Source organism: Gordonia heveisoli (assembly GCF_030315745.1).
GTDB lineage: Bacteria > Actinomycetota > Actinomycetes > Mycobacteriales > Mycobacteriaceae > Gordonia.
In genome coordinates this window covers 247203-262216 of record NZ_JASXSH010000001.1, presented here as the reverse complement: position 1 = coordinate 262216, position 15014 = coordinate 247203, and the positions used below count along the sequence as shown (strand labels likewise).

11 protein-coding genes are annotated in these 15014 nt (G+C 67.5%); 6 read left to right on the top strand and 5 right to left on the bottom strand.

Translation table 11 applies throughout. The features are described 5' to 3' along the window. Positions 1-196 precede the first annotated feature (196 nt). From QSJ18_RS01150 to QSJ18_RS01140, 3 genes are all read right to left on the bottom strand, one after another. Positions 197-2278: a PhoX family protein gene (locus tag QSJ18_RS01150; protein ID WP_286324345.1), complete on the bottom strand. Its 2082-nt coding sequence runs from the start codon at positions 2276-2278 to the stop codon at positions 197-199. 126 nt (positions 2279-2404) lie between these two features. Next, the gene (locus QSJ18_RS01145) at positions 2405-4456 is read right to left on the bottom strand and encodes a TPM domain-containing protein (protein WP_286324344.1); all 2052 of its coding nucleotides are present in this window, start codon (positions 4454-4456) and stop codon (positions 2405-2407) included. A gap of 32 nt (positions 4457-4488) precedes the next feature. Then, complete coding sequence (locus QSJ18_RS01140) at positions 4489-5295, bottom strand: LLM class F420-dependent oxidoreductase (RefSeq protein ID WP_286324343.1); 807 nt, start codon at positions 5293-5295, stop codon at positions 4489-4491. Positions 5296-5390: 95 nt separating this feature from the next. On the opposite strand from QSJ18_RS01140, the gene QSJ18_RS01135 reads away from it, so the two are divergent. Continuing rightward, complete coding sequence (locus QSJ18_RS01135) at positions 5391-6548, top strand: MalY/PatB family protein (protein ID WP_286324342.1); 1158 nt, start codon at positions 5391-5393, stop codon at positions 6546-6548. 16 nt (positions 6549-6564) lie between these two features. On the opposite strand, the gene QSJ18_RS01130 is transcribed toward QSJ18_RS01135, so the two are convergent. Further along, positions 6565-7179 (bottom strand): class I SAM-dependent methyltransferase, encoded by a 615-nt coding sequence (locus tag QSJ18_RS01130; RefSeq protein ID WP_353507192.1) that lies wholly within the window; start codon positions 7177-7179, stop codon positions 6565-6567. A 78-nt stretch (positions 7180-7257) separates the two neighbouring features. Between QSJ18_RS01130 and dinB the strand changes: the two genes are divergently transcribed. The 3 genes from dinB to QSJ18_RS01115 all read left to right on the top strand — a co-directional run bounded on the left by dinB (position 7258) and on the right by QSJ18_RS01115 (position 11646). Continuing rightward, positions 7258-8466 carry a DNA polymerase IV gene (dinB, locus tag QSJ18_RS01125; RefSeq protein ID WP_286324341.1) on the top strand — a complete coding sequence of 403 codons (1209 nt, stop codon included), beginning with the start codon at positions 7258-7260 and terminating at the stop codon, positions 8464-8466. A gap of 111 nt (positions 8467-8577) precedes the next feature. Continuing rightward, positions 8578-9876, top strand: coding sequence for a TrpB-like pyridoxal phosphate-dependent enzyme (locus QSJ18_RS01120; protein WP_286324340.1), 1299 nt, complete (start codon positions 8578-8580; stop codon positions 9874-9876). A 216-nt stretch (positions 9877-10092) separates the two neighbouring features. Beyond that, on the top strand, positions 10093-11646 hold the full coding sequence (locus QSJ18_RS01115; RefSeq protein ID WP_286324339.1) for a SulP family inorganic anion transporter: 1554 nt from the start codon (positions 10093-10095) through the stop codon (positions 11644-11646). A 10-nt stretch (positions 11647-11656) separates the two neighbouring features. On the opposite strand, the gene QSJ18_RS01110 is transcribed toward QSJ18_RS01115, so the two are convergent. Then, on the bottom strand, positions 11657-12268 hold the full coding sequence (locus tag QSJ18_RS01110) for a TetR/AcrR family transcriptional regulator (protein WP_286324459.1): 612 nt from the start codon (positions 12266-12268) through the stop codon (positions 11657-11659). 144 nt (positions 12269-12412) lie between these two features. On the opposite strand from QSJ18_RS01110, the gene QSJ18_RS01105 reads away from it, so the two are divergent. Together QSJ18_RS01105 and QSJ18_RS01100 are read left to right on the top strand one after the other, a co-directional pair. Further along, entirely contained in the window at positions 12413-13789 is a 1377-nt protein-coding gene (locus tag QSJ18_RS01105; protein WP_286324338.1) for a 4-hydroxyphenylacetate 3-hydroxylase N-terminal domain-containing protein, read from the top strand. Continuing rightward, positions 13786-15012, top strand: a complete 1227-nt coding sequence (locus tag QSJ18_RS01100; RefSeq protein WP_286324337.1) for an acyl-CoA dehydrogenase family protein — start codon at positions 13786-13788, stop codon at positions 15010-15012. Before QSJ18_RS01105 ends, QSJ18_RS01100 begins: the two co-directional genes overlap by 4 nt. The last annotated feature ends 2 nt before the right edge of the window (positions 15013-15014 follow it).

The following is a 15014-nucleotide window of genomic DNA, read 5'->3' as shown; positions in this document are numbered from 1 at the left end:
CGGCCGGCAGCGACGTCAGGAGTCGAAAACTCCGTTCGTCGCGTCGTCGAAGGTGCCCTGGACGGGTCCGCGGTGTATGCGGATCTCCTTCGAGCGGGCGGCCGGCGAAGTGCCGACCGACTTCGAGGATTCCGATATCCGGCCCGAGGAACACGAGTATCCGGCTACGCGAATCCCGCGCAGCGACCTACTCGCATCAGACGCCGACCGCGCCACCGTCACGCCAGACCGCGACCACGGACGGTCGCGGCTGCGACGATCCGCCGTCTGGCCAATGTGACGCCGGGTTGTCGGCGGAATGGTCGTCGAGTTCTCCGGGATGCTGCACGCAGACGATGACCCGGTCGGCGCCGATGATCGGGCCGCAGGTCTCCGCGCCCTTCGGCACGGTGAGGAACTGCTTGGTCTCGCCGCGCCGCTCGCCGTCGAGGGCCACCGCGAACAGGCCGTCATTACTCTTCAGGGCGTTGCCGTCGGTGGAGATCCACAAGTTTCCGTGCGGATCGAAGGCGACGTTGTCCGGGCAGGAGATCGGGCTGACCTGGGCCTTGTCGAAACCGCCGTAGTAGGTGTCGGCGGCTGCCGGATCGCCGCAGACTAGCAGTAGTTCCCAGGTCATGTCGGTGCCTGCGTGGTTGTCGGTCAGCTCGATGACCTGACCGTTCTTGTTCTCCACGCGCGGGTTGGGTTCGTCGGTCGCCGCTTTGCCCTCGGTGCCACGCTTGCTGTTGTTGGTCAGCGCGCAGTACACCTTGCCGGTCACCGGGTTCGGCTCGATGTCCTCGGGACGGTCCATCTTGGTCGCGCCGACTTTGTCGGCGGCGGCCCGTGTGAACACGGCGACCTCGGCCGGGGTCATGCCGTCGACATGGGAACGCGCCGACCCGTCGGAGTTGGTGGTGAGCAACGGTTTCCAGGTGCCCTTGCCGGCGAACTTACCCGACTGGGGCAGCCGTCCCGAACCGTCGATGGCGGCAGGGTCGTTGCCGGTGAAGGTGGCCACATACAGCGTGCCCTCGTCGAGGATGCCCAGGTTGTGGGTGCGTGCGGCCTTCGACAATCCGCTCTTGATCTTGCGGCTGGAAACGAATTTGTAGATGTATTCGAAACGCTCGTCGTCGCCGGTGTACGCGACGACGGTGCCCTGGTCCGGGCCGCTGTCGACGACGTGAATGGTGGCGGACTCGTGTTTGAATCGCCCCAGCGCGCTGTGCTTCACCGGCACCGACGTCGGGTCGTGTGGATCGACCTCGACGACATAGCCGAATCGGTTGGCCTCGTTGGGTTCTTGGCCCAGGTCGAAGCGCTTCTCGTACTGCGCCCACTGGTGTTCGTCGGCGTCATCCTCGAAGGAGTAGCGCTTCAGATGTGCGGCGGTGGCCGGGTCGGTCACCTTGCTCGCATTCGCGAAGTAGTTGTTGAAGTTCTCCTCGCCGGACAGCATGGTGCCCCACGGGGTGATCCCGCCGGAGCAGTTGGCGAAGGTGCCCAGGACCACTTCGCCCTTCGGGTCGGCCGCGGTCTTGACGAATGCGCTACCCGCGGCCGGACCGGTGATGCGGATCGGCGTCGACGCGGTCAGTCGCCGGTTGCGGGGTCCGACGACGGGTTTCAGTGCTCCGCTGCCGGATTCGGCCTGCACCTCGACGACGCTGATACCGACCGCGGCCATCGCGATGCGGGCCTGCTGCTCGGTCGGCTTACCCTCGACGAAACCGGTGAACATGAACGGTTCGGTCGGGTACTCCTGGTTGGCGACCAGGTAGAAGTGGCCGCCGACCCCGTCGACCGGAATGAGGCCGGCGAAATCGTTGTTGAAGCCGAACTGGCCGGATTGCGCCTCCGGGGTCTGTTTCGCGAAGTCGAACTGCGGAGCGCCGGGCAGGATCGGATCGCCCCAGCGGATCACCACCTGCTGGCGATAGCCGGGCGGGATCACCACGGCGTCTTCAGTGTTGGGTGCGACGGCGTCAAAGGCCATGCCGGGCAGCGGATTACCCGCAGCACCCGACGCCGGGGCGGAGTCGGAAGAGTCGTCGCCGCAGGCGGCGAGCACCGAGGTGGCTCCGACCGCGACCGCCGCGCCCAGGGAGGTGCGAAGTACCGTGCGCCGTGAGACCTCCGCGCGAACCACGTCCCGGAAATACGCGTTGTCGCTGTTGTTGCCCGGCTCATGTGCACAGGCATCGCCACACTTGTAGCGGCAGGTGATCCTGGCGCGAGCCGAACGCCCCACGTCGGAACCACCGATGGTCAACAGCTGCAACGGAATACGCACGAGTCATCCTCCCCGGCGGCACCTGGGCTGTGGGCCGCGAACCTCAGTGAGGTTAGGTGCGCGAAGGAACGCCCCGGGCATCCGAAGGTGAACGTCGGGCGAACAGCGCCCGACGTGACGGGCCGATCAGAACCGGCCACCCACTCCGATCCGGCCCGACGACCCGGAACCGCCGAAGCTGCCCGGGCTGCGGCCACCGCTGCTGAATCCGCCGCCGAACCCGCCGCCACGACCGCCGCCGAGCGTGCCGCGGAGGAAGCTGTCGACGAGGATGCCGCCGAGAACCGCGCCCGCGGCCGAACCGTCGGAGCGGCGCGGCTGTTGTGACTGCTGCCAGTCCACCACGTCGCCCTGCGCCTGCATCAGGGCCTGATCTGCGAGCGACCCGGCACGTCGTGCGTCGTCGGCGGCGTCGAGCGGATCGGTGCCCGCGGTGGCGTTCGCCTGGGTGAGGAGTCGTTGCGCCTCGGCGAGGCGGGTCCGCGCGGTGGACTGCACGGCACCGCGCCGGGTGCCGATGAAATCCGCCGCAGCCGAGACCTTGGCCTGGGCCGACTCGAGGGCGCCGGTGACGACCTGGGCCCGGCGGGTGCGCTCACCGGATGCGTCGCGCGCGGAGGCAAGGGCGTCGTCGAGGTCGGCGTCCGCGGTCACCAGAGCGGTGAAGACGCCGAGTGGGTCGGCATCGAACCCGGTGCGCGCGTTGGCGACCGCGGTCCGAGCAACCGATGCTGCGGTCGCGAGAGCGGGACCACCGTCGGCGGTGAGACCGGCCGCCTCGGCCAGTTCGTCGTCGACCTCGGTGATGAGCGCGGCGATCCGCGAATGTGCGGCCGCGATGTTGGCGTCGGCGTTGTCGATCGCGTCGAGCAGCTTCGTGGCCTGCGCGATGGCGCCCTCCGCCGACCGGATGTCGGCGACCGCAGGCCCCTGCTCACCGGCAGGCTGCGTGATCGCCGCCCGGCCCTGGTCGGCGCTCGCCTCGGCGAAACCGATCTGCTCTCGGGCGAGGTCCACGTTGTGCGCGACCGAGGACAGCGTCTGCTCGCCGTGTTTGTCGATCAGCGCGATCAACTGGGTCGACGAGGCGTCCAGTCGGGTGCGCAGCGCGACGAGTTCCTGGGTGATCTGGTCGAACCGGGCGTCGGCGTTGATGAGTAGGTCGCGCATCGCGTCGAACTCGGCGACCTGGGCGTCCAGCGCGGCATCGACATCGGTGCAGGTGGTGATGATCGAGACCAGCATCGACCGCTGTTCGTCGGTGGTCTCGGGGATGTTGTCGTCGAGGCGCTGCCGCAACGTGAAGGAGCGGGCGAGGCCGGACTTGGCGTGTTCCAGCGCATCGCTGAACGGCTGCGTCTGGGTTGCCCCGAACTCGCTGACGGCCAGCCGCAGTTCCTCCTCGCTGGTACGGATCGCGTTGTCGGTGTCGGTGAGCACCTCCCGCGACCACGGGTCGAGGACGTCGAGGGGTTGCTCCGCCAGCTGATCGCCGGTCAGTTCCTCTTGTTGTTCGCGTAGTTCCTGCAGCTCGGTGTCGAGGCGGCGGCGCTTACGCCGGCGTGTGTAGAGCACGGCGCCCCCGCCGCCGACGACCGCCACGCCACCGACCACACCGGCGGTGATCAGCCCGGTGTAGGACGGATCCATCGCGGCGTCGATGCCGTCGGCGGCGCCGATACCCGCGCCCGCCCAATCGGAACGTTTGAGCGCGGGCAGCACGTCGTTCTGCTCGATCTCCTCGAATTCGGACTGGCTGACATCCACCGAATCGGGGTCCGGCGGGAACATGTAGAACTCCCGGCGATCGGTGGCGACGGCGAGCAGCACGTCGTGGTCGCCGAGGTTGCTCGCCTCGGCGCTGCGGCGCGCCCAGTCCTCACCCTTGAGGCCGTCGAAGTCGCGTACGTAGACGACCCACATCTGGACGGCCCGGTCGTCGAAGAGCCGGTCCAGACGGTCGGACAGCGCGCTGCGTTGCGCGGGTGTCAACACACCGGCGGTGTCGACGATCGGCTCGGGCATGTTGACCGGCTTCTCGGCGTGCGCGGTGCCGCCACCAAATCCGAGCGAGATCAGGGCAGCGACACCGAGGGTGGCGAGGGCTCCCGCCGCCCGCGCGATCGGTGTCGTCCGCGGGCGAACGGGCACGGAAAGGGACGTCCGTACGACATGCATGGTCACAAATCTAGACGGCCCGCCTGAGAGGTTCAGGCATTGTGGTCATCGCGCCAGCGACACAGCGCGTCCAGGGTGGTCAGGTCGTAGTCCGGTCCGCCGACGCCGACGGTGATGAGCGAGATTCCGGCCGCGGACAGGGCATCGGCTTTGCGCAGGGCGTCGTCGACGGTCCCGCCGCGGCTGTCGACGGCCGCCGAATGTTCGATGGTCGACGGGTCGCGGCCGAGGTCGGCGCAGTGCCGTTCGAGGATGTCGGCCTTTCGGCGGTAGCTCTCCTCGTCGACGAAGTAGTGCCAGATGTCGGCGTGTGCGGCGACATGCCGCAATGTCTTCTTCTCCCCGCCGCCGCCGATGAGTACCGGGATGTCGCGGGTGGGCGGCGGGTTGAGTGCCTGCAGCCGCTTCTCGATCCTCGGGAGCGATTCACCCAGATCGTCGAGCCGGCTGCCGGCCGTGCCGAAGTCGTAGCCGTATTCGGTGTAGTCCTTCTCGAACCACCCCGATCCGATGCCGAGGATCAGTCGCCCGTCGCTGATGTGATCGACGGTTCGGGCCATGTCGGCGAGCAGTTCGGGATTGCGGTAGGAGTTGCAGGTCACCAGGGCGCCGATCTCGACGCGGGTGGTCAGCTCCGCCCAGGCGCCGAGCATCGTCCAGCATTCGAAGTGGGCACCGTCGGGATCGCCGTAGAGCGGGAAGAAGTGATCCCAGTTGAAGGCGATGTCGACGCCGAGATCCTCGGCTCGGCGCACCGCGTCGCGGATGGGCGCGTACAGCGCTGCATGCTGGGGCTGGAGTTGGACACCGATCCGGACGGGGAAATCGCGAGGACTCATGGCGCCAGTGTGCCGGGGGCCGCCGGGGTGTGTCGAGAGGTGCTGTGCGCGAGCCGCTTCGTATCGAATCGCGCGGATCGGGTACGAAGGGTGAGGTGAGCATCGGACCTGTCGCCCCCGACCTGGCAGAACTGCGGCGTCGCACCAGCGCCAAATGGCGAACCTATCCCGACGATGTGCTGCCGCTGTTCGTCGCGGAGATGGATTATCCGCTGGCCCCGGTGGTCGCCGAGGCCATGATCGCCACCGTGGCAGCCTCCGACCTCGGCTATGCGGGTGACGCAGGCGGCGCGGCAACGGCTTTCGCCGGATTCGCGGATCGACGCTGGGGCTGGGCCCCCGACCCTGCCGACGTGTCGTTGACCACCGACGTCAGCGTGGTGATCGTCGAGGCGCTGCGTGCCGGGATCGCGCCGGGTGACGGAGTGATCGTGATGCCACCGATCTACCCACCGTTCTTCGAACTCGTCCCGGAGGCGGGCGGGCGGGTCGTCGAGGTGCCGTTGAGCGTCGACGACGCGGGCTGGCGTCTCGACCTCGACGGCATCCGCGCGGCGCTGGCGGCCGGGGCGCGCGCGGTATTGCTGTGCCATCCGCACAACCCGCTCGGGCTGGTGCATCCGCGGTCCGAGCTGGCCCGACTCGCAGAGTTGGCCGCCGAATACGACGCGTTGGTCATCAGCGACGAGATCCACGCACCGCTGGTCCATCCCGGCGTCGACTTCGTTCCGTTCCTCGACATATCCGACGCCGCGCGCGAGGTCGGGGTCGCCGCCCATTCGGCGAGCAAGGCGTTCAACATCGCCGGCGCCAAATGTGCGCTGACCGTCGTCGCCGGTGATCGGATGCGGGCGCTGGTGGCCCGGCAGCCCGAAGAGGTGCGGTTCCGCACGTCGATCCTCGGTCGTGCCGCCACCGAGGCGGCCTTCTCCGGCGGCGACGACTGGCTCGACGCCACCCTGTCGGTGATCGGCGCCAATCTCGATCTGCTCACCGAGCTGATCGACACCCGACTCCCCGGAGTGCGGGCGCACCGCCCGTCGGCGTCCTATCTGGCGTGGCTGGATTTTCGGGCCACCGGTCTCGGCGACAACCCGGGTCTGGCGATCTTGGAGCAAGGCCGGGTGGCATTGCATCACGGCCCGGCCTTCGGAGTGCAGGGCAACGGCTTCGCCCGGCTCAACGTGGCCTGTGCACCGGATGTGCTGACCGAGGCCGTCGACCGGATAGCGACCGTCCTGCCGGGTTCCTGAGGTGCCGGTCGCGCGGTCAGCGAATGCGACGCGCCCGCAGGACGACGTCGAGGTGATGATGGCTTACCGCATTCGGTGAACCACCTGGGCGACCGCGCTCGCGGGTCTCGGCGGTGACGATCGACCAGTCCTCGCCGAGCAGCGCGGCAACGTCGTCGGGCTGGAGGTAGTCGTCTGGGTTGCGGCCGTGGGCGCGTACACCGTCGGGGTCATGGGCGACGACCAGCAGCGTCCCGCCCACACCGACCGCGCCGATCAGTGTGCGCGCCACGTTGGTGTCGGCTGTGGCGATGGGGAAATAGTGCAGCGCGACCAGGTCGAAGTCGGCGCCGGGGACGGTATCGATGCGCAGGTCGGCGCGTACCCAGGTGATCGCGGGCCGGGGATCGAGGGCGCGCGCACGGTCGACGGCGACCTGTGCGATGTCCACTGCGGTGACCTGCCAGCCTGCGTCGGCCAGCCATCGTGCGTCGGCGCCTTCGCCGGACCCGACGTCGAGTGCGCGACCCGGCGTCAGATCGCTCACCTCGACCGCCAGCGCCGGATTGACCTCCGCGGTCCACAGGCGATCCGCTTCCGCGTAGCGCGCGTCCCATTCGGCGGCGCTGTGGTCGTCAGGTGTTGTGGTCACGACTCGACTCTGACATATCGGGAGGCAACGAGATCGGGCTGTGGCCGCTTGTCGGAGACCTATGCGAACATATGTTCTATGCGAATCGAGGGTCGGGAGCGGCGGGAGGCGTCGATCCTGCATGCCGATCTCGACTCCTTCTATGCCTCGGTGGAGCAGCGGGACAATCCGGCGTTGAAGGGTAAGCCGGTGATCGTCGGTGGCGGGGTGGTGCTGGCCGCGAGCTACGAGGCGAAGGCCTACGGGATCCGCACTCCAATGCCCGGTCACGAGGCTCGGGCGCTGTGTCCGCGCGCGGTGGTCGTCCGGCCACGGTTCGACGCGTACATGGAGGCCAGTCGCGCGGTCTTCGAGATCTTCCGCGACACCACCCCGCTGGTGGAGGGCATCTCCGTCGACGAGGCATTCCTCGATGTCGGGGGCTTGCGGAGGCTGGCGGGCAGTCCGGAACGGATCGGGATCGAATTGCGCCGCCGGATCCGCGACGAGGTCGGGCTGCCGATCACCGTCGGCGCTGCCCGCTCCAAATTCCTCGCGAAGGTCGCCAGCGCGGTCGGCAAACCCGATGGTCTGCTGATCGTGGAGCCCGGTGGTGAACTGGCGTTTCTGCATCCGCTGCCGGTGCGCAGGTTGTGGGGTGTCGGCCCGGTGACCGAGGCGAAGCTGCACGACGCCGGGATCAGGACGGTCGGCGACATGGCCCGACTCGGCGAGCGCAGACTCGCCGCGCTCGTCGGACCGGGGTCGGGGCGCCACCTTTTCGCCTTGTCCATGGCCCAGGATCCACGGCGTGTCGAGACGGGCCGACGTCGGAGCTCGATCGGCTCGCAACGCGCACTCGGTCGTCGGCCCACGTCCGAGGCCGATCTGGAGGCGACCGTGATCGCGATCGTCGAACGGCTCGGAAAACGGTTACGTGGTGCCGAACGAGTTTGTCGCACAGTTGTTCTGAGACTCCGATTCGACGACTACGCGCGCGCCACGCGATCCCGCACCCTCCCCGAGGTTACCGACCGCACCGACGTCATCATGGCGGCCGCACGCGGCCTCGTCGCCGACGCGATGCCGATCATCCGCGAGCGTGGCTGCACTCTGATCGGGCTGTCGCTGACCAATCTCGACAACCATGACGCGGTCCAGCTGGCCCTGCCCTTCGCCGACGATCACCACGAGGAACTCGACCACACCATGGACGCACTCCGGAATCGGTTCGGCCGTGATTCGGTGACTCGGGCGGTGCTCGTCGGCCGCAACCACGGTGACGACGCCCCGATGCTCCCGGACTGACGATGCTCCCGGACTGGCGGCCCTGACGAACCGACGACGGACCCGAGCTCTCCGGTGTCGGGTACCCCGGATGTCAACGATCGCAAGCAGGAACCGATCTACAGTGAATTCATGACGCAGGTGAATGCTGAGAACCCGGACCTGATCACGGTCGACGTGCCGACGCACTGGTACAACCTGGCCGCGGAACTGGATACGCCCATCCCGCCTCATCTGCATCCCGGAACCAAGGAGCCGGTTGGCCCCGACGATCTGGCGGCGCTGTTCCCCAGTGGGCTCATCGCCCAGGAGGTGTCCGCCGAGCCCTACATCGAGATTCCCGAGCCGGTCCGCGAGATCTACCGGATGTGGCGACCGGCGCCGCTGATCCGCGCCCGACGGTTCGAACAGGCGCTCAATACCAAGGCGCGTATCTACGTCAAATACGAGGGCGTCAGTCCGGTCGGTAGTCACAAGACGAATTCCGCTGTCGCGCAGGCCTATTACAACAGCATCGACGGAGTCAAGAAGCTGACTACCGAGACCGGTGCCGGGCAGTGGGGTAGCGCGCTGGCGTTCGCCGGCGCCCAGTTCGGCATCGACGTCGAGGTCTGGCAGGTGCGGGCCTCCTACGACTCCAAGCCTTATCGCGGGTTCCTGATCCGCACCTACGGTGGCACCTTGCACCCGAGTCCCTCCGATCTCACCGAATCCGGCCGGGCGATGCTCGCCAAGGATCCCAACACCACCGGCAGCCTGGGTATGGCGGTGAGTGAGGCCGTCGAGGTGGCCGCGGCCAACGACGACACCCGCTACGCGCTCGGCAGTGTCCTCAATCATGTTGTGTTGCACCAGAGCGTCATCGGGCAGGAGGCCGTCGCGCAGTTGTCCGCCGTCGAGCCGGGTGGTGCCGACGTCGTCTTCGGATGTGCTGGTGGCGGTTCGAATCTCGGCGGTCTGGCCTTTCCGTTCCTGCGGGAGAAGATCCACGGCCGGTCGAATCCGCGCATCGTTGCGGCCGAGCCAGCGGCCTGTCCGTCGATCACCGAAGGTGAGTACCGTTACGACCACGGTGACGTCGCCGGCCTGACACCGTTGCTGAAGATGCACACCCTCGGGATGGATTTCGTGCCCGATCCCATCCATGCCGGCGGCCTGCGCTATCACGGCATGGCGCCCGCCCTGAGTCACACCGTCGAACTCGGTCTGGTGCAGGGTGTCGCGATCAGCCAGCACGACGCCTTCGCCGCGGGCGTGCAGTTCGCCCGAGCCCAGGGCATCGTGCCCGCGCCGGAGTCGAACCACGCGATCGCGGCCTGCGCGGCGCAGGTGGCCAACTCCGACAAGGAGGAGGTCGTGGTGATCGGTCTGTCCGGACACGGCCAGCTGGACCTGCCCGCCTACGCCGACTTCCTCGGCGGAGGATTCTGATCCGTCTCGGTTTTGCGTGGACCGGCGATCTCCGGGAAGATCCGAAGTAGCGTGCGGCGGTCGACCAGACCTTAGTTCGGTGCGCCGCCCAACTTTGCGTGCGTAGATCACCGCGGTTCGATCAGTTCGAGTCGGCCTGCGTGCGAAACGTGGAATCCATGGTTCGTCGGCCTGGGCGGATCCGCCACGCAACCCCGGACCGGAGAGGTATTCGACATGCGGGAGTACCCGCTGCCCTCGCGCAGCACTGCGCTCCGACGCGCGTCGGGCCGGTCGCAGACGCTCGCGGCCCTGCGCAATCCCCGCCTTCTGCGGGTCGAGGTGTTCGCCGGGCTCGTCACCGCGCTGGCGCTCATCCCGGAGACCATCTCGTTCTCGCTCGTCGCGGGGGTCTCGCCCGCGGTGGGCCTGTTCACCTCGTTCATCTTCGCGATGACGATCGCGATCGTGGGCGGTCGGCGGGCGATGGTGTCCGCGGCGGCCGGCTCGGTGGCGCTGGTCGCCGCGCCGATGGTGCGTGATCACGGCGTGGACTATCTGGTCGCGACCGTCCTGCTGGCCGGCGTTCTCCAGGTACTGCTCGCCGCCGTCGGCGTGGCCAAACTGATGCGCTTCATCCCGCACAGCGTGATGACCGGATTCGTGAACGCGCTGGCGATCCTCATATTCAGCGCCCAGGTTCCACATCTGATCGGCGTGCCGTGGCTGGTGTACCCGATGACCGCGGCCGGCCTGGTGGTGATGATCGTGCTCCCGCGCATCACCACCGTCATCCCGGCGCCGCTGATCGCGACCGCGATCCTGACGGTGATCGCGGTCGTCGGGGCGGTGGCGATCCCGCGTGTGGGGGACGAGGGGCCGGTCGATGAGCTACCCGCCTTCGGACTGCCCGATGTGCCGATGGAACTGGAGACGCTGCGCATCATCGCGCCGTACGCGCTCGCCATCGCCATGGTCGGATTACTGGAGTCGCTGATCACCGCGAAGATCGTCGACGAACTGACCGATACGTCCTCCGATCACCGGCGGGAGGGGTGGGGGCAGGGGGTCGCGAACTTCACCACCGGCCTGTTCGGCGGCATGGGCGGTTGCGCGATGATCGGCCAAACGATGATGAATGTGAAGACGTGTGGGGCACGCACCCGCATTTCGACCTTCGTCGCCGGGGCGTCGCTGCTGTGCATGATGGCGTTCTTCGCCCCGGTCCTCGCCGCGATTCCGATGGCGGCGCTCGTCGCGGTGATGGTGATGGTGTCGGTGGCGACCATGGACTGGCATTCGATAGCACCGAAGACACTGCGCCGCATGCCGATCGGCGAGACGATCACCATGCTCGGCACCGTCGGGGTGACGGTCGCGACTCACAACCTCGCCTTCGGTGTCCTGGCCGGCGTCCTGTGTGCGATGGTCATCCTGGTGCGGCGGATGGCCGGTGGCGCACAGGTGGAGTCAAGCGACACGGCACCGGCGGTGTCCGAACCGGGTGAGGTGGACACCCCCGGACATCGCACCTATCGGATTCGTGGGCATCTGTTCTTCGCGGCCAGTAACACGTTGGAGGACCGCTTCGACTTCGCCACCGACCCGCCGCAGGTCACCATCGACTTCTCCTCGTCACACCTGTGGGATGCCACCACGGTCGCGACTCTCGACGCCATCCGAGCCCGATATGAGGCGCTCGGCAAGACGGTGACCTTCGTCGGGCTCAACGAGCCGTCGGCCGCCCTGCATGCCAGGCTGTCCGGTGGTTTCCGCGGGCCGGGCGACTAGTCCGGCTGATTTAGCCCGCCACCGCACCAGGCTGGTACACTGTGCGGAACCAGATCGCGGTGAGGATGTCGATGGCGGTCTCGTCGTCGGGTGGTGATTCGTCGGCGTCCCCGTTGGCGACGAGCCATGTCCAGCAGACCGATTCGAGCACCGAGACGAGTGCGGTTGCCAGCGGTCGCAGTGGCAGACCGATCGGGTGCCCCGCGCGCTGTGCGCTCTGCAGCCCGGTGAGGATCTGCCGGATGCCGGCGGTGCGGTTGGTCCGCCAGCGATTGGCGAAAGTCTCGTCGAGCATGGACATCTGGAAGAGCCCGATCATCTCGGGCAGATATTTGCGATACGTGGTCCAGTACGCGGTCACCGCTGCACGTACGCCGGCCTCGGCGTCGGCGTGCCGGGTACGCAGGGAGCCGTCGACGATCTCGGCGGTGAACTGTTCGAGTAGCGCTTCGAGCAGCCGTTCCTTGCTCTCGTAATAGTTGTAGAACGAGCCGGTCGAGCGGCCGGCGGCCGCCGCGATGTCGGAGATCTTGGTGTTCAGGAACCCCTTTTCGGCGAACATGCGTCGCGCGGCGTCGAGGAATGCGGCCTCGGTCTGGCGTCCCTTGAGAGTCGGCGGCATGGCGATCGCTCCTGCGTCATGGTCACCGTCGGTGCTCGGCACCGGGCGGAAAGTGTGACCCTTGTCATTTACTGAACCTGAATCTAGCATCAGAAAAGTTGCCGGAGAACGGTTCGGACAGGCTCGGGATGAGGAGATGACCAGATGGCGATGATGACCAGGGAGTCCTATATCGCGTCGCTCGACGACGGTCGGCGGATCTTCGCCGAGGGAGAGGAAGTCAAAGAGCTCGCGCGCCATCCGCAGTTCACCACCGCGATCGAGCTGGTCGCGAAGGGTTACGACGACAACTACGAGCCGGGTGACGACGCAAGCGGTTCCTACTTCGACATCCCGCGCAGTTCGGCCGACCTGAAGACGCTGCTGGGCAAGCTGCTGCACTGGGACATGGTCACGGTGACGACCAGTCAGGGATTGCTCGCTCTGTTGACCGCCGCCGCGCGGATGCGCGCCGATCATCCCGAACTGTCGCAGCGCATCGAGGAGTACTTCGACTACTGCCGTCGCAACGACCTGCGCTGCGTGCAGGCCATCACGGACGCCAAGGGCGACCGGCGCCTCCCGCCGGGCGCGCAGGATGATCCCGACGTCTACACCCACATCGTCGAGCGCCGTCCCGACGGCATCGTGATCCGCGGGGCAAAGCTGCACATCTCGTCGGCGGCGATCAGTCACGAATTGATCGTGATGCCGACCAAGAATATGAAACCCGGCGACGAGGACTACGCGGTCGCCTGCGCGGTGCCGGTCAACGCGCCGGGTGTGCGCATCGTGAACACCAGTTACGCACCTCGCGAGCGGGAGGACGACTTCCCGGTCAGCGCCCGGCACAACATGCCGGAGGGATTCATCCTTTTCGACGACGTCTTCGTCCCGAACGAACGCGTGTTCCTGGACGGGCAGATCGCACATTCGGCGACCTTCGCGCATGCGCTCGGCCTGTGGGAACGGTTGGGCGGCACCGCTCACATGTCCGAGTTCGGCGATCAGCTGGTGGGACTCGCGCAGCTGATCGCCGAGGCCAACGGCACCGAGAAGATCGTGCACATCCGCGAGAAGATCGCCGAGATGGTCATCTACGCGACGATGACACGCTCGGGTCTGGAAGCGGCGATCGCCAACGCCGAGGAAAGCCCGGAGGGCTGGTACTTCCCGAGCGAGTTGTACACCAACGCCGCAAAGCATTATGCGGCAGCAGATTACAGTCTCATGGTGCGCCATCTCCACGACATCGGAGGCGGATCGATCCTCACCGCACCGTCGGTCGCCGATCTGGAAAACGACGAGGTCGGCCCACTCATCAAGAAGTACATGCGGACCAAGGAGGGGATCGACGGCGAGTACCGGACGCGGCTCTTCCACGCGATTCGCGATTTCACCGCCGATGCCTACGGCGGCTGGCAGCTGGTCACCATGATCCAATCCGGTGGCGGGCTCTACGCCCAGCGCATGGTCGCCCGCAAACACTACGACATGGACAAGGCCAAACGACTGGCGCTCGAACTCGCGGGACTCGCGTGACCAGCACGGCGGTCCCCACCGATCTCACCGCTTTCGGTGACCATCTGCGTGGCCGACTGTCGGAGATCGCCGCAGACTTCGTCACCCACGGCATCGCCGCTGGACGAGTCGAATCCGCCGGTTCGGCAGAAGACCGGATCGCGGCGGTCGAGGAACTGCGAGCCGGGCACGACGACCAGGTGGCGACGATGCGCCGGCTGCAGGCCGCGCTGTACGACGCGGGGCTCGCGTGGCCGAGCGGTCCGGTCGAATTCGGCGGCCTCGGACTCGGTTTCGGACATGACACCGTCCTCGACATGGTCCTCGACGACCTCGGATTCCCTTCTCGCGAAGCGTTGTTCGTCGGCCTCAACATCGTCGCACCGGCGCTGGTGGCCCATGCGCCGGAACCGCTGCGCACCGAGGTGGTGACCGGCCTGTACCGCGGCGACCTGATCGGCTGCCAACTCTTCAGCGAACCGGGCGCTGGTTCGGACCTGGCCGGGGTGTCCACCCGTGCCGTCCGCGACGGTGACCATTGGGTCCTCACCGGGCAGAAGGTGTGGACGTCGATGGGGCACCTGGCCGACGTCGGCGAGGCATTGGTGCGGACCGACCCCGACGCCCCCAAACATGCCGGGCTGACGATGTTCCTCGTCGACATGCACGCACCTGGGGTCTCGGTCCGCCCGATCCGACAGATGACCGGTGGCGCTGCCTTCAACGAGGTGTTCCTCGATGGTGTCCGGGTCCCCGACACCCATCGCATCGGCGGACTCGGCGAGGGCTGGAAGGTGGCCGCAACCAGCCTCGGCAACGAACGCGGCACGATGAGCGGGGCCGCCGGGCCGCTGACACCGTATGTGATGGAACGGATCGTCGGCCTGGTCCGGCGTCTCGGTGCCGAAGCCGATCCGCTCCATCGGCCGCAGATCGCACGAACCGTCGCCGCGGTCACCGCGATGCGCGCGGCCGCCGGTCTGAGTCCCGACTCGTGGAGTCATCGCCTCGAGCCGGTCGCCGGCTCGGTGCTCAAGATGCTCATGGCGGAGGCGGCCGACGAGATCGCGCGGCTGGCCTCCTCCGTCCTCGGTGACGCGGCCTTCATCGACAACGGTGATCCGGACAGCTTTGCCTGGTCGGAATTCGTCCTCGGGGTGCCGGCACTGCACCTTGCGGGCGGCACCGACGAAATCCAGTACAACGTGATCGCGCAGCGCGGTCTCGGACTCCCCCGACCCTGACA

Bases quoted from the DNA above. Each gene is read 5' to 3' on its own strand.
- QSJ18_RS01140 (WP_286324343.1), bottom strand. From the start codon at position 5,295: ATGAGTCCTCGCGATTTCCCCGTCCGGATCGGTGTCCAACTCCAGCCC.
- QSJ18_RS01145 (WP_286324344.1), bottom strand. From the start codon at position 4,456: ATGCATGTCGTACGGACGTCCCTTTCCGTGCCCGTTCGCCCGCGGACG.
- QSJ18_RS01110 (WP_286324459.1), bottom strand. From the start codon at position 12,268: ATGCCGCCGACTCTCAAGGGACGCCAGACCGAGGCCGCATTCCTCGAC.
- dinB (WP_286324341.1), top strand. From the start codon at position 7,258: ATGCGAATCGAGGGTCGGGAGCGGCGGGAGGCGTCGATCCTGCATGCC.
- QSJ18_RS01120 (WP_286324340.1), top strand. From the start codon at position 8,578: ATGACGCAGGTGAATGCTGAGAACCCGGACCTGATCACGGTCGACGTG.
- QSJ18_RS01105 (WP_286324338.1), top strand. From the start codon at position 12,413: ATGGCGATGATGACCAGGGAGTCCTATATCGCGTCGCTCGACGACGGT.
- QSJ18_RS01115 (WP_286324339.1), top strand. From the start codon at position 10,093: ATGCGGGAGTACCCGCTGCCCTCGCGCAGCACTGCGCTCCGACGCGCG.